Origin of the sequence: Empedobacter sp. R750 (genome assembly GCF_030324345.1) — a bacterium.
Classification (GTDB): Bacteria; Bacteroidota; Bacteroidia; order Flavobacteriales; family Weeksellaceae; genus Empedobacter; species Empedobacter falsenii_C.
Genome location: NZ_JACAGF010000024.1, coordinates 1 through 20,380, shown reverse-complemented (window position 1 = coordinate 20,380; position 20,380 = coordinate 1). Strand labels below are relative to the sequence as shown.

The following is a 20,380-nucleotide window of genomic DNA, read 5'->3' as shown; positions in this document are numbered from 1 at the left end:
CGGATGAAATTCATCCGATTTTTTTTGTAGTACTAAATATTAACGTAATATAGTTTTAAACAAAAAACTATTAGTTTATTCTTTTGATAGAAGACATTCCCGAAGTACTCACTTTAGTTTTCAAGCCATTTTCGTCTACATAACGAACAGAACTCGCTCCAGAACTATCAGCAGTCAAACTATTCACGGCCCAAACTGTTGTAGAACTTGCTCCTGAACAATCAACCACTACATTCGCAGCTTTCAATTCTTTTCCAACAAATGAAGAAGCTCCCGAAACCGAAATATTTAAATCCTGTACATTTCCAGAAATTTTCATACTTGAGGCACCAGAATTATCAACCGAAATAGAGTTAGAAACAACGTCTAATTTCAAATTACTTGCTCCTGATAAATCAACCGCCATTTTTTCTACTTTTTGCGTTGGTAAAACCGTTACATTCGTTGCTCCAGAAAGATTAAATGAACGTAATTTTTGATGTGAGAATTTAATTTTAATAGAAGAATTTTTCAAATTTACTGTTCCATTAATTTTCATCACCAAAACACCATTCTTCACTTCAGTCGTGATTCTATTCATAATATTATCTGGTGCTTCAACAGAAATTTGACCATTATAATTACCATCCTCAACTGTAACACTTATTGCACTACTTACGTCAATCCCTTCAAAAGAAGCAACTTTACGCGTTTCCGTAACTGTATTACTACTCGCTTCTACTCGATCTAAATAATTAGAAGCTGGTGATTTAGAATTTAAATCGACCGAACAACTCGCAAATCCTAACGAACTGAATATTAAAATTGGAAGAAAAATGTATTTCATATAGATGTCTTTTATTATATAGACGCATTAACTTCTAAAAAGTTACAAAAAATATTCACTTTATTTATCATTCTAAATCAATCCGTCATAAATATTTAGTAATTTCGCTAACTATGAAAATCATCAGTTACAATGTAAATGGAATTCGCGCTGCGATGACAAAAGGTTTGGTTGAATGGTTAGAGGCTGCACAACCAGATGTTTTATGTATTCAAGAAACAAAAGCTATGCAAGAACAAGTGGACACAAAACCTTTTGAGGAATTGGGTTATCACATTTATTGGCATGCTGCCGAGAAAAAAGGATACAGCGGAGTGGCTATTTTCTCGAAAATAAAACCAAATCATGTACAAATAGGAACTGGAATAGATTATATTGACAGAGAAGGTCGCGTTTTGAGACTTGATTTTGACAATGTTTCGGTAATTAGTTTGTATTTGCCAAGTGGAACAAATATTGATCGATTAGATTTTAAATTACAATTTTGCGAAGATTTTAAAGATTATGTCAAAGAACTTAAAATCTCTCATCCAAACATTGTAATTTGTGGCGATTATAACATTTGTCACGAAGCAATTGATATTCACGACCCTGTTCGTAATGCGAAAGTTTCTGGTTTTTTACCTGTCGAAAGAGAATGGATGACTGCTTTTCTTGATGAATGTAATATGATCGATTCTTTTCGTTATTTTGTAAAAGAACCTCATCATTATTCGTGGTGGTCTTACCGTGCAAATGCGCGCAATAATAACAAAGGTTGGAGAATCGATTACAATATGGTGAGTAATACATTAGAAAAAAATATGATACGAGCAACGATTTTACCAGATGCGAAGCACTCAGATCATTGTCCTGTTTTATTAGAATTAGACGTTTAAGATTATATAAATGAAAAAAATTGTACTTTGTTGTTTCGCTCTTTTTGCAATTGCAAGTTGCGTTCCTCAGAAACAACACCAAGAATTGGAAGCTAATTATTACAAAGCTTTAGACGATCAATCGAATACATCTAAAGAATTGACATTAGCGAATTTGAAAATCGAGAATCTTGAAAAAGATTTAGCAAAAACAAAAAGCGAATTATACATCAAAGATACAGCTTTATCAAATGCACAATCTATGATTAGAATGGCTCAAAAAGAGCACGATACTAATTTGCAAGAATTATATTCTGCTTTGAATAGTTCTGGAGAAAAATCAAAACTTTTCTATACTCAATTGAATGAAAAAGAAAAACAAGTTGCTGATTTGACTCAAAAAGTAAAAGATTTGGACGCTAAGATTGATCAAAAAGATACTGAAATCTTTAATCTAAAAAGACAAATCTTAACACAAGAGATTAATCAAAAGGTTTCGGAAGCAACAGCTACGCCTCCTAAAACAACAACTCCAGCAAAAACTGGAACAAAAAAATAAGCAATAAAAAGTCTTACACCAAAATGTAAGACTTTTTTTATTCTCCAAATCGAAGTAACTTTGCAACAACTAAAAAGTTTTAATGAAAGTTATTTGCGAAACAAAAAGTTTGGTCTTACGAGAGTTTTTTGAGATTGATGCATTCGAATTATTTCAATTAAATTCTGACAAAGAATTGATGAAAATCGTCAACGAAAAACCATATAAATCTGAAGACGAAGCGAAGTTTTTTATCGAAAATATGGAGAAACATTACCAAGAACATGGTTTTGGTCTTTGGGGTGTTCACGAGAAAAAAAGCGGACGATTTGTTGGTTGGGGAGGTTTGCGTCAAACGAAATATGGCGCAGTTATCAACATTCGTTTGAAACGTAAATTTCAAAACAAAGGATACGGAACAGAGGTTCTAAACGCCATTGTAGATTATGCAAAAAATGAATTGAAATTAGATAAAATAGCTGCTAAAGCAAATGCAAATCAACCTGAAACATTGAAACTTTTACAAAAATCTAAACTTCAACAATCAGAAGAAAACGAATTAATTTTCAAATTATAAAAAATAAAAAAAGCCTTGGTAAGTTATTTTATCAAGGCTTTTTTTAATGAAAAAATTCTCTTTCTGCAATCAATGTCTTTTTTCCATCAACTACTCTATACTTTTTTATCCATAGTTGTTTCTGATTATAAACATACTCAAACTCTTCAGTTCGATGTTTATTATAACCTCCAATCATAATTATTGGATACTCTTTTTCTGGAATACTTTTCCTTTCAAGTTTGACTACATTTTGAAATTTATCATACTGATATTGTTCAATATCAACTTGCAATTGATTTTGGGTATAATAATTTTTAACTGATTTTACATTTCCCAAATCATCATATAAAAATTCTTTTTTTAAATTAAAAGCAGAATCTTCAACTTCAGGATAAAGAGTTGTTATTTTTTCTGGTAATTTAGAAGCTCCTTTATAAATATAGTTTTTTTTATCTTTCTCTAAAATTCTACCTAAATCATCATACTTCAAGATATAATTTGTTTGATACAAAAGTTCATTATTAGCTATATTATAATTATTTACGCTTATTAAATTACCTATCGTATCATAAATAAAAGATTCTTTTCTAACTATATTATCTTTAGAAAAATAAAAGATTAAATCTGTCACTCTACTTTCCTTTAAATTATATTCAGTAGTTGACCCCATAAAACTTTTGAATACAACTTGACGATATGATGAATAATCTTCATGATTCGAAAGACCTTCAAAATCATTAATTTGTCCAAAACAAAACTGAAATATTAAACAAAGAAATACCGTATAACAAATTTTCATCAAACTATTGTTTTATTTCTTTTTAGGTGGAAATTTTTGCAACAATTTCGTTACACCTTTCTGAATATTCGCTGCACGAACTTCTGGAGAAGCTTTCAAGGGCATTTGAATTTTCAAGGTTCCTTCCCAAACTAATCTTCCCTCATCCTTCATCGAAATCGTATAATTTTGATTTAATTTTTGAGACATAATCGGAATTCCAACCGAAACTCCACCTCCAAAACCATAACCACCCGTTCCCATTCCAATTCCTACATTTGAATTTTGTTGTTTCGAAACAAACTCTTCAGGCTTCACGTCTAACGTTAAACTTCCTTCATTCGATTTCTGAAAACCTCTGTACAACATTCCTTTTTCGATCGACGAATATAATCTGGCAGAATCTAAATCATTCAAACCTAAATTTCCTGTTTGCGTAAAAGAATATGTTCTATTTGTTTCAAAATCAAAATCTCGGTCATAATCTACAGCTATATTTTGCGTGCTACATGAAACAATTGTTAAAAATAACGCACTTAGTAAAAGTATTTTTTTCATTATTTGTATTTTTAAAATACGTATCTAAAACAAGTCCTGTTGAACTCGTTTCAACATCGCATTAGTTATTCAAAGAATTAATATAAATTTCCACCACTTTTCTCAACGAATAAAAACCAATCTCGTCTAAATTAATTTCGTTAATAGAAACCCACTTTACTTCTGCAATTTCATCTTTTTCAAGCGTAATTTCTTCATCAGGAAAATCAGCAATAAATGCTAAATCACACGTTTTATATGGAACTTCTTTGTACTCGTATGTATTAGGTTGAGAAAGAAAATACTTAAAATTCTCTAACTGAATTTTAATTCCTAATTCTTCCTCAATCTCTCGTTGACACGTTCTTTCTGCCGATTCATTTGGGTCTGTAAAACCTCCAGCCAAATCTAACATTCCTTTCTTTGGTTCTCTATTTCGAACTGTAAAAAGGATTTTATCTTCTTTTTTTAGAATAACCGCCACAGCAGCTGCTACATTTTGATAATAAACCAAATCACAATTGTTGCACGACATTTTTCTAAAATCAAAATGATCGATAGAATGTCCACAATTTGGACAAAATTTAAACGATTTTATCATCTTTTTAGGTTAATGATTATTATTTATTTCTTGGATGAAATTTGATAATCGCATCTCGAATAAATTCTTGATCAACATGCGTATAAATTTCAGTCGTCGTAATACTTTCGTGTCCCAACATTAACTGAATTGCACGAAGATCTGCTCCATTTTTCAATAAATGAGTCGCAAAAGAATGGCGAAATGTATGCGGACTAATTGTTTTTTTAACTCCAGCAATTATCGATAATTCTTTCACGATTGTAAAAATCATCACACGTGTAAGGTTTTTACCTCGTCTATTTAAGAACAAAAAATCTTCGAAACCAGCTTGTATAGGAAGATGAATACGAATACTTTCTTTGTACAAGTTAATATATTTTATCGTATAATCGCTAATCGGAACCAGTCTTTGTTTGTTTCCTTTCCCAATGACACGAATAAAACCATCATCAAAAAAAAGATCAGAAATTTTGAGATTTATCAATTCCGAAACACGCAAACCGCATCCATAAAGCACTTCTATAATCGCACGATTGCGCTGTCCTTCTGGTTTTGATAAATCAATTACTTCAATCATTTTATCAATTTCTTTTTCAGAAAGTACATCAGGAAGTTTCATCCCAATTTTTGGAGTTTCGAGCAAAGAAGTCGGATTATCTTCTCTAAAATCTTCGAGTTGTAAGTAGCCAAAAAAGCTTTTCAAGCCAGAAATCACACGCGCTTGTGAACGCACGCTATATTCGCTCGATGCAAAATCGTGTACAAAATCCCTCAAATCATCTTGCGAATAATCTAAAGGTTGTTTATCAGAATAATTAATTAATTTTTGAATATCGCGTAGATAACCTTCAATTGTATTAGCAGAAACTCTTTTTTCTAATTTCAGATACATTTGATAGTCATACAAAGCATCTTTCCACAGCATTTACTTCGTTATTTTTTCAAGTTCAAAAATACGCTTTATCATTTCATCTTCGGGCATCCAAACTTGATAAAATGCACGCGAACCATATAAAGTTCCAGCAATTGTGGCTTTCATGTAGTTATCAACAGTTGTTGAAAAGACAGGGTTAAACTCATTTGAAGGAATTCCTAAAACACCTAAAAACTCATTTCTATACATTCCAGCACTGAAATATTTCAAATAAATTGCTTCGTTATGAAACATGAAAAAATCGTGAATTGAATAAATTTTCTTGAATAAAAAATCATTAAAATAATTTGTATCTTGATTATAATACAACCAATTCGAAACCGAATTTGTATCTAATGCAACAAACTCATCAGGAATAATTCCACCACCGCCGTAGACTTTTTTACCTGAAGGTGCTGTAAACTCTAAATCTTTATTGATTTTGATTGAATCTTTACTGTATAATTCACCCGACTTTAATCGTTTGTATAAATCGTCACTATATTTCGCTGTTTTTTTATCAAATGGTTTTTGAATAGATCGACCAGAAGGCGTGTAATAATTAGCAACAGTCAAACGAACTTTGGTATCATCGCCTAAATTAATCTCGCGTTGCACCAAACCTTTACCAAACGAACGACGACCAACGATAATTCCGCGTCCATAATCTTGTAACGCTCCCGCAACAATCTCACTCGAAGAAGCAGAATTTTCGTCCATTAAGACGTAAATTTTTCCTTGTTCGAAAAGACCTTTATTTGTAGCGTAAATATATTTTTTACGTTTTTGTTTGTCTTGTGTGTAAACAATCAATTCGTTTTTCGTTAAAAATTCATCGGCAATCTCTTCGGCAATATGCATGATTCCACCTGGATTTCCACGTAAATCAAACACCAAAGTTTTCATTCCTTGATCCAATAAATTTTGTAAACCTTCGTGAACTTCATTTGCAGAATTTTCGGAAAAACGAGTCAATTTAAGATAACCAATATCTTTCGTTAACATATGTTTTCCAGTAACCGTAGGAATTGGTACAATCGTACGATTTAGCGTAACAGAAATTGGTTTTTGATCGCGAATAACAGATAATTTAACTTCCGAACCCTTTTTTCCTTTCAATAAACCTTCAATCGTTTTATTATCTTTTGCAACCAAAGATTGATTATCTGCAGCAACTAATTGATCTCCAAATTCTAGTTTGCCATAATTTTTCGTTCCTGGCAACGTACGTTCAACAACAATGGTGTCATTCATTGTGCGAAATTGAATTCCAATTCCAACAAATTCACCTTTCAATTGTTCTTCCGCCTTTTGTACAGAAGCTTTGTCGATATATGTACTATGTGGATCTAGCTTGGCAACCATATAATGAATCGCATCATCAACCAAACTATCCGAATTAACATCGTTCACATATTCATTGTCAATCAAAGAAACTAATCGACGAATTTTTTGTTCGTTATCCGAATATTGCAAACCTACAATATCCTTGTTTTCATCGAACGCAAAGTCGTATTTTTTCCCAACCATAAAACCGATTAAGAAAATAATCATCACAACTAATACGATATTAATAACCTTGAAAAAACTTCTCATTGAAATGCTAAATGTATAATTCTTCTTCTGTAATTTGTCGAATTGTAATTCCTGATTTTTCTAAAAACTCTAACCCAGAAAGGTCTTTGTATTGTTGAATGTAAACGATGCGCTTTATACCTGCTTGCAAAATAAGTTTACTACAATCTGTACAAGGCGAAAGTGTGATATACAATGTCGCTCCTTCTGCAGATTGTGTAGAAGTTGCACATTTTAGAATTGCATTTGCTTCAGCGTGCAAAACATGCCATTTTGTATTCCCCTCTTCATCCTCGCATTTGTTCTCAAAACCACTTGGCGTACCATTATAACCATCAGAAATAATCATTCGATTTTTAACAATAATTGCACCAACTTTTTTGCGCTCGCAATAGGATAGATTCGCCCATTCAAAAGCCATTTTAAGATAAGCTTTATCGTAACGTAATTGTTTTTCTAAGTTTGTTTCCATTTCTAACTAAGCTTCTTCTTTGTTTTTTGTCCATAAAGGCGGAATAAAAAATGGTAATGGATTTCGGAAAAATGCTTTTAATGTATGTGAAATCATTGTAAAAATCTTATAAAAAGGAATATTATTAGATCGCATTGCCATTAATAATGATAAGATAAAACTAACTAAGAAGTTGCTCCAACCTACCATAAAAATTGCAATAAAACCAATAATCATTGGTCCAATATCAAAATGATAACCCATTCCTCCAATACCAATCGCGAAGTTTCCTGAAACGAAAGTAATGTGTCGAATATCGAAAGGTTGACCAGTAAAATCACCAATCAAAAAAGCACATCCCATCATAAAACCGAATGCAACATTACCTACAACTCCACCCATATTTTTCTCAAACCAATTCGAAATTCTTCTTCGTCTACGTTCTGAAAATGATTTCTTCAAAATGGGATGATTATAAATACGTTCTGGAATATTATGAAAACGTTGATTATTAATTGTTATTCCCGAAATTAATCCTGAAAGGAATAAGAAGACTCCAGCAATTGCTCCAAAGTAAAAAATATGCCAATCCATTGTCACCAATTCTTCCCAATAATGATAAGCTTTAGAATATTTTAAAACTTCTAATCCTAAGATTTCGTTCAGTAAATAAAATATTCCTAATGATACAACAAAACCAGCAACAACATTTCCTAAAAAAGCAATCATTTGGCTTCTTACTAATTGTGCAAATAAAGTTGTAAAATCTTTCACATTCAGTTCAGAACCTGAAGTCGGCACAAGCGAACGAGCTAAACGAGCCGCAGTCATAGAAGGCTGTTTTGTAGCAAGTGTCATATGTGTCAAATAAATCGTACAGAAACCAACAGCGTAATTAACACTAAAGAAAAACGCTTTAAACAGTGGCGATGTATCATGTATATTTCCAATTCCGGTTTTGATAAAACACAAAAAAGAAACAATAAAACCACCTCCACAAGCTGTCCAAAACATCTTATTATACTCTTTGGCTGTCTGCGTAATATATTTTTCCCCCGTTTTACCATTATGATAAGTAACTAAGAAAGTGATTAAATAAACCGTAGAACCTAACTGATTACTCATAAAATTCTTTGGTGCATAAAATTCAACCCATTTCTTTGTTGCAAGACTATAGAAAGAAATTATTCCATGTAATCTTAGTTCATTATAACTATTTAAAATTGTTTGTAAACGAACCAATTGTTGTTGCAAACGATTGATTTTTGATGCAACTTTCAATGAAATTCCTTTGTAATCTTTTTGCGTTAAAATATCATTTAACAAATGTTTACACTTAGAAATACTTTCTTTAATCTCTAACATATCAAATCCAGCTTGCGGATTTTCGATAATGTTACTAATCTGCATCGAAAGTTTAGAGAATGGATTATCAAGATAATTAACCTCGTTACTGTAACGCATCATTTCTTTGTCCGAAAACCCACCAGTAATACGAACCGTCAAAATAGAAATTGCTTGTAAAAGCTGATTCTGAATATTGTTAACGTTTCCTTTAAAATTATCTGGTTCGATATCTTGATACAATACTTCGAAAAATTTTCGCCAACGATCTCTTGGAATAATTCGGATTGCTGATAAGTTTTTCGAATTATAAAAAATCTCATTTACCACAGAAGTTAATTCATTATTATCTTCGATATCTGGTAAAAGAGAATCCATTATTTTCTTTCGAAAAATGGATAATAAATTATCTTCCAGATGAATTCCACTATCTACTAAATAGCTAACAAAATTGATTTTCCCGAATGTATTTTGAAGTTCTTCGCGAAAAATTAATCGATATGTAGGGTTATTTTGAAGTTTAGAAATTAGATCATCTATAAAAGAAATTGAATCTGGATAATCTTTTCTTGCTTTCTCTAATAATCTTAGAAAAAAGCTCTTCTCGTATTTTTTATTTTGATCAAATATAGAGTCTAAAGCCATATTTTAATTTCTTCATTCAGAGTACAAAAGTAAAAAACTTATACTACCTAAGCAGTATAAATCAACAGAAATAAAAAAGTGATTCTTGATGAACCACTTTTTATATATTTAGAATTTAAAATTTTTCTTATCTATTGCTGGGTTGATTTTTATGTCATTAAATTTAATCACATATTCTCCTCCCTCTGTAGGTTTCCCCACAACTTTGGTAGCGAAAGATAATCCATTGTAATTTTTGAAATTAGAGTAATAAAGTGTTTCATCTTTATTTTTCTCCATTACAATTTCGTAAGAATTTTTGTCAAAACAATAAACTGTTGAATTCGCATTTTTTGTTAATTCGATTTTATAACAACTATTATTTTGATCGTATTTATCTATACCTAAGTATTTTACCTTAAATCCTTTTTGTTTGTATTTCAATACATCAGAGTCAAAAGAGTCTGGTTTATAATCTTTTACAGCTACATTTTTCTTCGCAACTTCGCTGTATGTCCATCCCATTCTACCATCATATCCTTCGTTCAAGATTTCTTTTCCATTCATCACAAACACTACTTTTTTGTTGTAAGGGCGTTGATGATAAACAATCATTGGGTAAGAATCTCCAACATTTATAATGGCTTCTCCTTTTAGGATAATACTGTTCAAATTATTCCAAGCTGCTTCACCTCCTGTTTTTTGAATATGAGTTTCGATTATTTTCTCTGCATTTTGTGCAAATGTAGTCACAGAAAATAATGAAATCATAAGCGCACTAAACGTCAATTTCGACATAAGAACTTTTTTAATTTTTAACAATCTGTCGAACAAGATATAAAAACTAATTTAAAGTTCTGTAAAGAAATATTGTCTTTTAGTCTTTTTTAACTTCTATATGCGCCCAATTTTCTCCTCTTAAGATACGGTAAACCTGACCTTGAGAAATATTAAATTGTTTTGCTAGTGTAGAAATTTTTGTTTTTCTATTTGGATCAATTAATTTCTTTTTCAGACGAATTACTTGTGCTTCTGTCAACTTACTATTTGGAATACTGTCTAAACGAGAACGTCCTTTCATCATTCTAAATAAATCCTTATTGTGCTCTTTCCATTCGTCCAATGTTGCCCATTTCAAATTATCCATTGCGTTGTTTAATTTGTTATGATCCAAATGCACTACATATTCTTTATTATCTTTATTTGGTAAAAAAGTTTCGGCAACCATTTTATGTACATATTTAGCCGTACGTTTTCCGTCTGCTTTTGTTACCCAAATCGCACGATAACCGTTGTTAATCGCTCCTTCTAAGATTTTGTATTTATCTTGTCCTGTGTATAATTTTTTTACAAGACCATCTTTTGAAACTAAAAAGGATCTTTTTTCAATTAATCCTTCTGCTTCGTATTCTTTCCATGAATCACTCATAATCACTATTTTACTTATTTACTCCATTTTACAACAACATTCATACCGAAATAATTTTTTAAATATTAATTAACTTAATTATTTCATTTACACGTCAAGTATAGCTGATTTTAGGGCAAATATAAATCATAAAAAGTTTAAAGATTATTTTTTAACAATAGTGGATAAGTACTTTTTTGCACGTTCTAAATCTTCTGGAGTATCAATTCCAACTCCTATCGATTCGGTTTCAATTACTTTAATCTTCATTCCATATTCCAAATAACGCAATTGTTCTAATTTTTCTGCACGCTCATTTTGACGCATTTCAAGTGTTGAAAACTTCAATAAAGCTTCTTTTCTAAACGCATAAATCCCTAAATGACGAAAATAATTTGGTGTAAAATTGGTTTCACGAGCAAATGGAATTGCTGAACGCGAAAAATAAAGCGCAAAATCGTTGATATCAGTGACCACTTTCACAAAATTAGGATTGTTGATATCTTCTTCTTTTATAATGGATTCTTTTAAAGTCGCCACATCTACAGTTTTTCCCATTTCTCCATCAAAAGAGGATAAAATATCTGCCAACGCTTTTTCGTTCACAAATGGTTCATCACCTTGCACATTCAAGATAATATCACATTCTATATCTTGTATAGCTTCTGCAATTCTATCGCTTCCCGTTTCATGATCTTTGATACTCATGATTGCTTTTCCGTTGTGCGAAACAATTTCATCAAAAATTAAATCAGAATCTGTCACCACAAAAACATCGTCAAACAAATTGGTTGCAACAACATTTTCGTACGTCATTCTTATCACAGTTTTATTGCCCAATTGTTGCATCAATTTACCTGGAAAACGTGTTGCTGCATAACGAGCTGGAATTACGGCTATTTTTTTCACAATTTTTAATTTCAAATTTCTGTAAATTTAAAATAGATTCGGCTGAAATGCTTCTTTAATCAACAAAATAATTATAGTATCTTTGCTAAAATAAATTTTCTGTATGAAGATTGCTTTCAAAATTTTGTTATTTTTGATTTCATTAGGATTAATATACATCTTAATCAGCGAGTTAAAAATTCAAGGATAAAGAAAAATTTATGTCAAAAACAACTCAACGTTCGTTAGCGATTTTACTATCTCACGATATGCTTAGTTATATTACCAAAACAACCGACGGGGAAACGACTTCGTACTCGGATGTGTATGACTATTCGGTAGATTTTACAAATCTTAACAAAACGGAAATTGAGATTGAACATGAATTGCGTTCTAATTTGACTTTGTTACAAGAATATGATTATGTGCACATTTGTTTTTTGTCGACAACTGTAAATGTTGTTCCAAATCAGTTTGCACACAAACCTTTCGAGGAATTGTTATCACTTTCTAACTATAGTCCCGTAAAATTAGCGATTGATTGTCCTTTGGAAAATGTAGATGCTTCAATTATCTACAATATTCATTATCCGCTAAAAGATATTTTGCTTTCGTTACCGAACTTGCAAAATGCGCGTTTATATCATTCGGGTAAATTCTTGGTAGATTATGGAATGATTAATTCTAAAAACGATGAAATTTATATCAATTTAATGCATCAAAAATTAGAAGTTTGTGTGTTAAGCAATGGAGAATTTATTTTTTATAATCTATTTGAAACAAAAACGAAAGAAGACTTTTTGTTTTACATTTTGTATACATTAAATCAATTAAATATTAGTCCAAATACCGTTTCGTTGTATGCTTTTGGTGATATCTTGAATTCGCCAAATTATTACGAAACTTTACAAAAATATGTGCGTCATATTTCGTTTAACGAAGCAGACAAGCAACTTGGGCAATATTTTACATTATATAAATTATTCGAATGCGAATCATTTCAGGAACATTAAAAGGAAAAAGAATCACAGCACCAACTAACTTACCGGTGCGCCCAACAACAGACTTCGCGAAAGAAGCTTTATTTAATATCTTAAACAACGAATGGTATTTCGACGAAATTACCGTTTTAGATTTATTCTCTGGAATAGGAAGTATTTCATTAGAATTTGCTTCGCGTGGAGCAAAAAAAGTAACTTCGGTTGATAATTTCTATGGTTGTGTAAAATTTTTGGACGAAACAGCGAAACAATTAAAATTAGATGATGTTATTTCTACTGTAAAAAGTGATGTCATTAAATATTTGAACAAACAACCTATAAAGAAATTTGATATTATTTTTGCTGATCCTCCTTACGATTTGGATGTAGAAACTTACAAAAAAATCCCAAATTTGGTAATCGATAATCAGTGGTTAGAAGAAGGTGGAAATTTTGTTTTAGAACATCCATCAAGCATTTCTTTTGAAGAGCATCCAAACTTTGTACAACACAAAAAATACGGAAACGTACACTTCTCTTTTTTCGAGTAAACCTACATTTTCTTAAAATATTTAACAAAATCGACTGATAGATGATATCTATCAGTCGATTTCTTTTTTTTATTTATACTAAGTCTAATTAAATTTGCATCATTAATTTTATTTAGAATAAATATATATAACATATGAAAAGGAATAAACTTTTACTAGCTACACTTACTATTCTAAGTTTTTCTACTGCCTTCGCACAAGAGAAAGAAAAAAAAGATACAGTAAGTAATCTACAAGAAGTAGAAATCTTTGGAGATAGAGCAAAAAAACAACGTGGATTAGAAATGATTACACGTTTTCCAGGGAATCCTCAAGATCAAGTTCAATCAATTTCTACAATTTCAGAAAAATTAATTGAAGAACAAGGGGCTCTTACTATTACGGATGCTGCTCGTAATGTCCCAGGTGTTACATTATTTGGAAACTATGGTGGTTATAAAGAATCTATGTCTATTCGTGGATATAGAGGAACTCCAGTCTTAAAAAATGGTGTTCGTATGGACTCTGATTTCCGTACAGCTTCTGCAATAAGTGATATGCAAGGAGTGGAATCTATTCAAGTTATAAAAGGTGCAGCCTCTATTACACAAGGTATTGCTACAGGATTAGGTTCTGCTGGTGGTGTAATCAATATTGTCACAAAAACTCCTCGATTCAATAACGAAAAAGAAGTAGGTTTACGTTATGGAAGTTGGAACAATGTTAGAGCAACTTTTGATATGCAACAAGTATTGGATAATAATAAGAAATTTGCTTTTCGTTTGAATGGAGCATATCAATATGGTGAAAGCTATAGAGATGTAATTGAAACAAAAAGACATTATATAAATCCTTCTTTTGCATGGCGACCAGATGATAAAACAGAAGTTGTGGTACAAATGGATTATTTAAATTTGAATGGTGTTCCTGATCGTGGTACTGTTAATTTAGCAGCAGATGATACAGAAGCATTATTTAATATGGGTCATAAATTTTTAGGTACTCAATACGATAAAACCAAAATGGAAAATTTAACATATTCTGCTTGGGTTAATCGTCAAATTACTGATAAAATTAACTTCCGTGTAGCTTATTTTGGTTCTTACTTTACAAATGATAATACATCAACTTCTCTTGTAAAAAGCGATAAAAATAATTTAAATATATTAGATCGTACATTAGGTAGATCATATAATGATGATAGAAGTACAGCTATTCAAGCTGATTTGATGGGAAAAGATTTTAACTTTAGTGACTTCAAATGGTCATGGCAAGTTGGATATGATTATTCTTATGATAGAAGTACTTCAAGAAGTGCAAAAGGAATAGGAAGTTACAAAGAAAATGGGGTAACTAAATATTATTTACCTCAAGCAAATATCTTTGAAGAGATTCAAAATAATGTAAGTCTATCTTCGGATTTACTTAAAAATTTAGAATTAGGATCTTTTGGAACCCCAACATATAACTACTATTATGGTTTCATGACTCAACAACATTTATCTTATAAAGATTTCATTAAAGTAATTGGATCTTTACGTTATTCGTATTCAATCAGTAACCATGATAATGCAGTTGATCCAATGATTGGATTAATGGTTTCCCCAACAAAAAGTGTAAATCTTTTTGCTTCATGGACTACTAGTACAAGTTTACGATCTGCAATGAACTTATTAGAAAATGGTGGACGTGTAGGTTCTTCTAAAACTGATCAATTCGAAACAGGTGTTAAAACATCTTGGTTCAATGACCGTTTACGTGCTAACCTTACTTACTTCAATATGAACAATAAAAATCTTTCTTATACTATTTATAATGAAGATGGAAGTAATGCAACAGATCCTGTTACAAAAGAAAACTTATATGGTTTAGCAGGTAATTTAAAACGTCAAGGAATTGAGTTAGATATTTCTGGTCGTCCATTACCAAATGTTCAAGTTTTATTAGGTTACGCATATTTAGACACACAATATGAGCACTCACCTGCTTACATGGATGGTTCAGCTCCAATGAATGCTCCAAAACATACTGCAAACGCATGGGTTCAATACAAATTCCAAAATACAAATACATTTGTTGACGGAATATCATTATCTGTGGGAGCATACTATGTCGGAGAAAGACCTGTAAATGAATACACGAAGAAAACAATTATTCATAACACTACTCCTGGTGTAAAACCATTTATGATGCCAGAATATACAACGCTTAATGCACAAATTGGATATTCTACTCGTAAATTTGATTTCCGTATATTCATCAATAATATTACAGACGAAATCGGATACAATTCATACTACAGAGGTGGTTACATCAACCAAATCGATCCATTTAACATGGCTGGACAAGTAGTATTTAAATTCTAATTTTCTCAGAGTTAAACATATTTTTAGCATTTATTTAATAGGAAAACGACAGTTTTATAAACTGTCGTTTTTATTTTGGATAGAATTGACTAACTTCCGTCAAAATTTTTCTTAAAAACATGAAAACAAAAATTACTGCTTTATTTATATTCTTTTGTTCAATTTTTACATTTGCGCAAACAGAAAATACGATAAAATCTATTCCAGAATTTTCTTTCGTTAAAATGCAATCCGAAGGAATTTTCAGTTCAAAAGACATCAAAAAAGGAAAACAAACGTTGATCGTTTTATATTCGCCAACATGTATTCACTGTCAATTAGCCTTGAATCATTTCAGCAATAATTACGAAGAACATTTAAAAAATACTCAAATTATTTTAGTTTCTGAATACGAAGCGAAAGATGCTATCCCTTTCCTAAAAGAACACGCACCTAATTTTGTAAATAATAAAAATGTAGAATTATTATATGATTCTAATTACGAATTTGGTCCAATATTTCAACCAACTTCTATTCCTACATTTTATTTATTTGACAAGGATCAAAATCTTGTTACCATCAAAAAAGGTTCTGTAGAAGCAAATCAAATTTTTAAATATTTGAAATAATTTAAAAATTAATCCATAAAAAAATTCCACTCAATTGAGTGGAATTTTTTGTTATATCTAATCGATGATTATTTACCTTGTTGTGCTTGAGCTTCGAATTGTTTTTGTAACTCTTTGATTTGCTCTTCAGATAAACCTTGTCCTCCTTGTGCACCTGGTTGTCCTTGTGGAGCTGGTTGACCTTCTTTAAAGTCTACTAACTCTACTTCGAACTCTAATGCTTGGTTTGGTCCAATTTGTCCTCCAGGAGCTCCCATTTCACCGTAACCTAAGTTAGCTGGAATATAGAATTTGTATTTAGATCCTTTAGACATTAATTGTAAACCTTCTGACCATCCTGGAATAACTTGATTCAAAGGAAATTCTACACCTCCTTTAGCTTCAGGGTTTTTATCTGTACTATCAAAAGTTTTACCAGTAGCTAAAATTTTACCAGTATATTTTACTTTAACAATACTATTAATGTTTGGTTTAGCACCTGTTCCTTCTTTTTCTACAACATAAACTAATCCAGAAGCAGTTGTTTTAGCACCAGAAGCTTTTTTCTTCTCGTCTACTAATTTTTTAGACTCGTCTGCATTTTTCTTAACCAAGTTTTGTTGGTGATTCTTTGCATACGTATCTAAAATTCCCATTCCCGCTTCTTGTGTAATCAACAATTTTTTGTGACGTACAACATCCATAATCCCTTGAACAATAATATCCTTGTCCATTTGATCTAATTGTTGTTGGTTAATAACCGTCTCAATTTGCTGACCAACTTGTTGACCAATCGCGTAAGATTCTCTACCTTCTTTACCTGCTTTTAAGTAATCGCGGATCCCTTTTTCTAATTGATCGTAGTTGATACTATCAGTTTCAACTAAACGTCCTCCAAGACCTTTGATTTGCTCACCAAGACCAGTTCCGAAAGCATAAGAAGCTTTTTGATCTTCGCTTTCTAATTTGTCTACAGATTTTCCTTTGTTACAAGACACTAACGACGCAACAACAAAAATCCCTAAAAGAACTTTTTTCATTATTTATAAAAATTTATTGCAAGTTTAATAAGAAACTTTCATTAATCATACAAATCTAAACCAAATTCTTCTTTTAATTTTAACAAAATCGGGTTTTTATCAGATAATTTCTCAAATTTCTCTTTGTTTGATAAGATATGATTCGTTGCTTCCTTCTCAGAAAACTTAATCTGAATACTAAAATAGTGATTCTTAAGGAATGCTCTCAGACTATTTCTGATTCGATCGCGATATTCCTCAAACTCTTGTTCTGATGAATGCGATGTAAATTCGAAAATAATTTCATCACCTTCCAAACCAAGTTCTGTTGTCATCAAAGCGTTATAAGACGGAATATTATGTTCGATTTTTAATCGATCCAAAAATCTTTTCCAACCTTCTTTTACTTGATCCAATGTAAACTTTTCTCGAGGCAAATCATTTCGTAAAATCTCTTCTTGATGTTCTTCAACTTTTGCACCAGGCAAAACCATCTTAAGACTAAACGACGAATTACCATTTGTTCTAATTGGTTTTGAAGCACGCGTATATTCTTTGACTTCTTCTGAAACCGAAGTTTTAACGTGTTGTGTATTTACCTGCTGTGGAGTTTGTCCATTTTGAGGAATAGAATTATTTTGCTGAATTTGAGGAACTTCAATTTTAGAAGTTTGTTGTTCAGAAAAATAAAACGTTGGCGGAACTATCCTATACTTTTTTTTTTAAGTCCGTTTTCTGCTGCCGTTAAAGAAGCTAACTGCATCAATGCAATTTCAACGGTTAAACGTGGATTCTTACTCGATTTGTAGTTTAAATCTGCTTCATTACAAATTTCGATTGCTCCAAATAAAAACGTTGCAGAACATTTTTGTGCATGTTCCAAATATTTTGCTTTTATACGCTCACCAACTTCCAACAAACTTACTGTATTAGCTGTTTTCGCCATCAATAAATCTCGGAAATGAGCGCCCAAACCACAAATAAATAAATGAGCATCAAAACCTTTGTTCAAAATATCATTTAGTTGCAACATCGCTTGCGGAATATCATTTTCCAAACACGCATCTGTCATCTTGAAATAGTAATCGTAATCTAATACATTCAAGTTTTCTGCAACAGAAGAATAGGTCAAATTTTTATTGGTAAAAGTTGACATTCTATCAAAGATTGACAAAGAATCACGTAATGCACCATCAGCTTTTTGAGCAATCAAATGCAATGCATCATCTTCAAAAGTTACTTGTTCTTTTTCAGCAACATTTTTCAAATGCCCTTTGATGTCTTCAACTCCAATTCGTTTGAAATCATAAATCTGACAACGAGAAAGAATAGTAGGAATAATTTTGTGTTTTTCTGTAGTTGCCAAAATAAAAATAGCGTGCGCTGGTGGCTCTTCTAACGTTTTCAGAAATGCATTAAAAGCCGCTGTTGACAACATATGAACCTCATCAATAATGTAGACACGATATTTCCCAATTTGAGGAACTATACGCACTTGATCGATTAAATTTCTGATATCGTCAACCGAATTATTAGATGCCGCATCCAACTCAAAAATATTGAAAGCAAAATCTTGATCACCTTCTACTCCATTTTCTTCGTTGATTTTACGAGCTAAAATTCGAGCACATGTTGTTTTTCCAACACCTCTTGGTCCACAAAATAAAAGAGCTTGTGGCAATTGATTTGACTTTATCGCTTGCTCCAAAGTATTTGTAATAGACGCTTGTCCAACTACATCTTCAAAATTTAGCGGGCGATATTTTCTGGCTGAAACAACAAAATTTTCCATACAAATGCAAATATAATAGTTTTAAGTTTCTAATAAAAATTCTTTCAAACCTCATCAATTAATTCTATTTTTATTTATAAATTACACAAGTCAAAAAAAGTAATATTTCTAACAATTCATTTGATTGTTGAACACATTTTTATTTTATGCGAAATTCAGAAAACCAAGATTCAGTACCTATTATCAGCATACAAAGTTTTCGAAAAGGACAATTGGCTGGTCGCGATGAATTGTTGTTTAATGAATTACATGGCGAACGACATATAGATAAACCACACAAGCACGATTTTTTTGTGATTATTCTTTTTGATAAAGCTTCTGGAACGCATAATATTGATTCGAAAGATTATCCAATCGATGACAAAGAAATTCATATTTTGTTTCCTGGACAGATGCATAAATGGCAAATAAATGATGGAACAATTGGTTATCAATTGATGACTGAACGTTCATTTTTCGAACAATTCGCGCCTTATTTCCGCTTTTCATTTACTAATTATCAAAATCATCCAGTTATAAAATTATCGGACGAAGCTTTCTCGAAATTGATGTATGAATTCAATGCCATAAAAGAAGAATTAAAATCTGAAAATTCATTGGTTCATTTGATTAACGCTCGTGCAGCTGTTATTGCAGCAATTGTGAGTAAAGAAGCGGAACAAGTTTTTACGGAATTTAAAGTTTATCAATCCAATCCGAGATTAGCGAAATTTAATATGTTGATTGATGAATTTTACAAGGAAGAAAAATCGGTTGTTTTTTATGCAGAGAAATTACATATTTCGGCTAATTACCTAAATATCTTATGCAAAAAACATCTGAAAGTTTCGGCTACACAACTTATTCAACAACGAATTATTATTGAATCAAAACGACTTTTAAAATCAGGCGATTTATCCATCAAAGAAATTGCTTTTGACTTAGGTTTTACTGACCACGCCTATTTTTCGAACTTTTTCAAAGCGCAAACTAATATTACTCCATCAGAATTTCGAAATCTTTAATCATTTATAAATCTTACAATATACTTTATAGTTTAATCAATCATATCTAAAGAATAAATATCTCCCTCTCCATTTTTACACTCTCGAAAAAACTTTTCAGGTAATCCATTTTTCAGATTAATTTTAGAAACTATTCTTTTATCACATTCTGATTTCTATGACAAAACCAAGTTATTTTTATAAATATTTTGATTTTTAATTAGTGCATAAATTCTGTGAAT

22 protein-coding genes are annotated in these 20,380 nt (G+C 31.2%); 8 read left to right on the top strand and 14 right to left on the bottom strand.

Going from position 1 to position 20,380, the window contains the following annotated elements:
* Positions 1 to 70 precede the first annotated feature (70 nt).
* A complete protein-coding gene (locus HXZ74_RS16130; protein ID WP_280062072.1) occupies positions 71 to 826 on the bottom strand; it encodes a head GIN domain-containing protein in 756 nt (251 codons plus the stop codon).
* A gap of 113 nt (positions 827 to 939) precedes the next feature.
* Between HXZ74_RS16130 and HXZ74_RS16125 the strand changes: the two genes are divergently transcribed.
* The 3 genes from HXZ74_RS16125 (at position 940) to HXZ74_RS16115 (ending at position 2,798) form a co-directional block, all read left to right on the top strand.
* On the top strand, positions 940 to 1,704 hold the full coding sequence (locus HXZ74_RS16125) for an exodeoxyribonuclease III (protein ID WP_286476313.1): 765 nt from the start codon (positions 940 to 942) through the stop codon (positions 1,702 to 1,704).
* Between the two features lie 10 nt (positions 1,705 to 1,714).
* The gene (locus HXZ74_RS16120) at positions 1,715 to 2,242 is read left to right on the top strand and encodes a hypothetical protein (protein ID WP_180905180.1); all 528 of its coding nucleotides are present in this window, start codon (positions 1,715 to 1,717) and stop codon (positions 2,240 to 2,242) included.
* An 82-nt stretch (positions 2,243 to 2,324) separates the two neighbouring features.
* On the top strand, positions 2,325 to 2,798 hold the full coding sequence (locus HXZ74_RS16115) for a GNAT family N-acetyltransferase (RefSeq protein WP_280062073.1): 474 nt from the start codon (positions 2,325 to 2,327) through the stop codon (positions 2,796 to 2,798).
* Between the two features lie 43 nt (positions 2,799 to 2,841).
* On the opposite strand, the gene HXZ74_RS16110 is transcribed toward HXZ74_RS16115, so the two are convergent.
* The 10 genes from HXZ74_RS16110 to kdsB form a co-directional block, all read right to left on the bottom strand.
* Positions 2,842 to 3,579 carry a hypothetical protein gene (locus HXZ74_RS16110; protein ID WP_280062074.1) on the bottom strand — a complete coding sequence of 246 codons (738 nt, stop codon included), beginning with the start codon at positions 3,577 to 3,579 and terminating at the stop codon, positions 2,842 to 2,844.
* Between the two features lie 12 nt (positions 3,580 to 3,591).
* Positions 3,592 to 4,116: a DUF4136 domain-containing protein gene (locus HXZ74_RS16105; protein ID WP_280062075.1), complete on the bottom strand. Its 525-nt coding sequence runs from the start codon at positions 4,114 to 4,116 to the stop codon at positions 3,592 to 3,594.
* 61 nt (positions 4,117 to 4,177) lie between these two features.
* Positions 4,178 to 4,696 carry an NUDIX hydrolase gene (locus HXZ74_RS16100; protein ID WP_280062076.1) on the bottom strand — a complete coding sequence of 173 codons (519 nt, stop codon included), beginning with the start codon at positions 4,694 to 4,696 and terminating at the stop codon, positions 4,178 to 4,180.
* A 19-nt stretch (positions 4,697 to 4,715) separates the two neighbouring features.
* Positions 4,716 to 5,603: a site-specific tyrosine recombinase XerD gene (xerD, locus tag HXZ74_RS16095; RefSeq protein ID WP_180905186.1), complete on the bottom strand. Its 888-nt coding sequence runs from the start codon at positions 5,601 to 5,603 to the stop codon at positions 4,716 to 4,718.
* The gene (locus tag HXZ74_RS16090; protein WP_280035451.1) at positions 5,604 to 7,187 is read right to left on the bottom strand and encodes a S41 family peptidase; all 1,584 of its coding nucleotides are present in this window, start codon (positions 7,185 to 7,187) and stop codon (positions 5,604 to 5,606) included. It abuts the gene before it with no gap.
* A gap of 7 nt (positions 7,188 to 7,194) precedes the next feature.
* Complete coding sequence (locus HXZ74_RS16085; protein ID WP_286476311.1) at positions 7,195 to 7,638, bottom strand: deoxycytidylate deaminase; 444 nt, start codon at positions 7,636 to 7,638, stop codon at positions 7,195 to 7,197.
* A gap of 6 nt (positions 7,639 to 7,644) precedes the next feature.
* The gene (locus tag HXZ74_RS16080; RefSeq protein WP_280062077.1) at positions 7,645 to 9,606 is read right to left on the bottom strand and encodes a transporter-like protein; all 1,962 of its coding nucleotides are present in this window, start codon (positions 9,604 to 9,606) and stop codon (positions 7,645 to 7,647) included.
* A gap of 108 nt (positions 9,607 to 9,714) precedes the next feature.
* The gene (locus tag HXZ74_RS16075; RefSeq protein ID WP_260392500.1) at positions 9,715 to 10,383 is read right to left on the bottom strand and encodes a LolA family protein; all 669 of its coding nucleotides are present in this window, start codon (positions 10,381 to 10,383) and stop codon (positions 9,715 to 9,717) included.
* Positions 10,384 to 10,462: 79 nt separating this feature from the next.
* Positions 10,463 to 11,014: an HNH endonuclease gene (locus HXZ74_RS16070; RefSeq protein WP_038332702.1), complete on the bottom strand. Its 552-nt coding sequence runs from the start codon at positions 11,012 to 11,014 to the stop codon at positions 10,463 to 10,465.
* Positions 11,015 to 11,158: 144 nt separating this feature from the next.
* Positions 11,159 to 11,902: a 3-deoxy-manno-octulosonate cytidylyltransferase gene (kdsB, locus tag HXZ74_RS16065; RefSeq protein ID WP_280062078.1), complete on the bottom strand. Its 744-nt coding sequence runs from the start codon at positions 11,900 to 11,902 to the stop codon at positions 11,159 to 11,161.
* 200 nt (positions 11,903 to 12,102) lie between these two features.
* On the opposite strand from kdsB, the gene HXZ74_RS16060 reads away from it, so the two are divergent.
* From HXZ74_RS16060 to HXZ74_RS16045, 4 genes are all read left to right on the top strand, one after another.
* Entirely contained in the window at positions 12,103 to 12,894 is a 792-nt protein-coding gene (locus HXZ74_RS16060) for a DUF3822 family protein (protein ID WP_038332697.1), read from the top strand.
* The gene (locus tag HXZ74_RS16055) at positions 12,870 to 13,412 is read left to right on the top strand and encodes an RsmD family RNA methyltransferase (RefSeq protein ID WP_115001821.1); all 543 of its coding nucleotides are present in this window, start codon (positions 12,870 to 12,872) and stop codon (positions 13,410 to 13,412) included. Before HXZ74_RS16060 ends, HXZ74_RS16055 begins: the two co-directional genes overlap by 25 nt.
* A 134-nt stretch (positions 13,413 to 13,546) precedes the next feature.
* Positions 13,547 to 15,757 carry a TonB-dependent siderophore receptor gene (locus HXZ74_RS16050; protein WP_115001823.1) on the top strand — a complete coding sequence of 737 codons (2,211 nt, stop codon included), beginning with the start codon at positions 13,547 to 13,549 and terminating at the stop codon, positions 15,755 to 15,757.
* 119 nt (positions 15,758 to 15,876) lie between these two features.
* The gene (locus tag HXZ74_RS16045; RefSeq protein ID WP_038332693.1) at positions 15,877 to 16,365 is read left to right on the top strand and encodes a TlpA family protein disulfide reductase; all 489 of its coding nucleotides are present in this window, start codon (positions 15,877 to 15,879) and stop codon (positions 16,363 to 16,365) included.
* Between the two features lie 68 nt (positions 16,366 to 16,433).
* Here HXZ74_RS16045 and HXZ74_RS16040 read toward each other — a convergent pair whose 3' ends face one another.
* The 3 genes from HXZ74_RS16040 to dnaX form a co-directional block, all read right to left on the bottom strand.
* Complete coding sequence (locus tag HXZ74_RS16040; protein ID WP_038332691.1) at positions 16,434 to 17,384, bottom strand: FKBP-type peptidyl-prolyl cis-trans isomerase; 951 nt, start codon at positions 17,382 to 17,384, stop codon at positions 16,434 to 16,436.
* Between the two features lie 41 nt (positions 17,385 to 17,425).
* Positions 17,426 to 17,857, bottom strand: coding sequence for a DUF8439 domain-containing protein (locus HXZ74_RS16035; RefSeq protein WP_038332689.1), 432 nt, complete (start codon positions 17,855 to 17,857; stop codon positions 17,426 to 17,428).
* Between the two features lie 209 nt (positions 17,858 to 18,066).
* Positions 18,067 to 19,155 (bottom strand): DNA polymerase III subunit gamma/tau, encoded by a 1,089-nt coding sequence (gene dnaX, locus HXZ74_RS16030; protein WP_038332686.1) that lies wholly within the window; start codon positions 19,153 to 19,155, stop codon positions 18,067 to 18,069.
* A 146-nt stretch (positions 19,156 to 19,301) separates the two neighbouring features.
* On the opposite strand from dnaX, the gene HXZ74_RS16025 reads away from it, so the two are divergent.
* On the top strand, positions 19,302 to 20,159 hold the full coding sequence (locus HXZ74_RS16025; protein ID WP_052217611.1) for an AraC family transcriptional regulator: 858 nt from the start codon (positions 19,302 to 19,304) through the stop codon (positions 20,157 to 20,159).
* The last annotated feature ends 221 nt before the right edge of the window (positions 20,160 to 20,380 follow it).

Coding starts and splice junctions, on each gene's coding strand:
- HXZ74_RS16115 (WP_280062073.1), top strand. CDS start 2,325: ATGAAAGTTATTTGCGAAACAAAAAGTTTGGTCTTACGAGAGTTTTTT.
- xerD (WP_180905186.1), bottom strand. CDS start 5,603: ATGCTGTGGAAAGATGCTTTGTATGACTATCAAATGTATCTGAAATTA.
- HXZ74_RS16025 (WP_052217611.1), top strand. CDS start 19,302: ATGCGAAATTCAGAAAACCAAGATTCAGTACCTATTATCAGCATACAA.
- HXZ74_RS16130 (WP_280062072.1), bottom strand. CDS start 826: ATGAAATACATTTTTCTTCCAATTTTAATATTCAGTTCGTTAGGATTT.
- HXZ74_RS16085 (WP_286476311.1), bottom strand. CDS start 7,638: ATGGAAACAAACTTAGAAAAACAATTACGTTACGATAAAGCTTATCTT.
- HXZ74_RS16075 (WP_260392500.1), bottom strand. CDS start 10,383: ATGTCGAAATTGACGTTTAGTGCGCTTATGATTTCATTATTTTCTGTG.
- HXZ74_RS16035 (WP_038332689.1), bottom strand. CDS start 17,857: ATGGTTTTGCCTGGTGCAAAAGTTGAAGAACATCAAGAAGAGATTTTA.
- dnaX (WP_038332686.1), bottom strand. CDS start 19,155: ATGGAAAATTTTGTTGTTTCAGCCAGAAAATATCGCCCGCTAAATTTT.
- HXZ74_RS16110 (WP_280062074.1), bottom strand. CDS start 3,579: ATGAAAATTTGTTATACGGTATTTCTTTGTTTAATATTTCAGTTTTGT.
- HXZ74_RS16060 (WP_038332697.1), top strand. CDS start 12,103: ATGTCAAAAACAACTCAACGTTCGTTAGCGATTTTACTATCTCACGAT.
- HXZ74_RS16090 (WP_280035451.1), bottom strand. CDS start 7,187: ATGAGAAGTTTTTTCAAGGTTATTAATATCGTATTAGTTGTGATGATT.
- HXZ74_RS16120 (WP_180905180.1), top strand. CDS start 1,715: ATGAAAAAAATTGTACTTTGTTGTTTCGCTCTTTTTGCAATTGCAAGT.
- HXZ74_RS16125 (WP_286476313.1), top strand. CDS start 940: ATGAAAATCATCAGTTACAATGTAAATGGAATTCGCGCTGCGATGACA.
- HXZ74_RS16070 (WP_038332702.1), bottom strand. CDS start 11,014: ATGAGTGATTCATGGAAAGAATACGAAGCAGAAGGATTAATTGAAAAA.
- HXZ74_RS16050 (WP_115001823.1), top strand. CDS start 13,547: ATGAAAAGGAATAAACTTTTACTAGCTACACTTACTATTCTAAGTTTT.
- HXZ74_RS16045 (WP_038332693.1), top strand. CDS start 15,877: ATGAAAACAAAAATTACTGCTTTATTTATATTCTTTTGTTCAATTTTT.
- HXZ74_RS16100 (WP_280062076.1), bottom strand. CDS start 4,696: ATGATAAAATCGTTTAAATTTTGTCCAAATTGTGGACATTCTATCGAT.
- HXZ74_RS16105 (WP_280062075.1), bottom strand. CDS start 4,116: ATGAAAAAAATACTTTTACTAAGTGCGTTATTTTTAACAATTGTTTCA.
- HXZ74_RS16055 (WP_115001821.1), top strand. CDS start 12,870: ATGCGAATCATTTCAGGAACATTAAAAGGAAAAAGAATCACAGCACCA.
- HXZ74_RS16080 (WP_280062077.1), bottom strand. CDS start 9,606: ATGGCTTTAGACTCTATATTTGATCAAAATAAAAAATACGAGAAGAGC.
- HXZ74_RS16040 (WP_038332691.1), bottom strand. CDS start 17,384: ATGAAAAAAGTTCTTTTAGGGATTTTTGTTGTTGCGTCGTTAGTGTCT.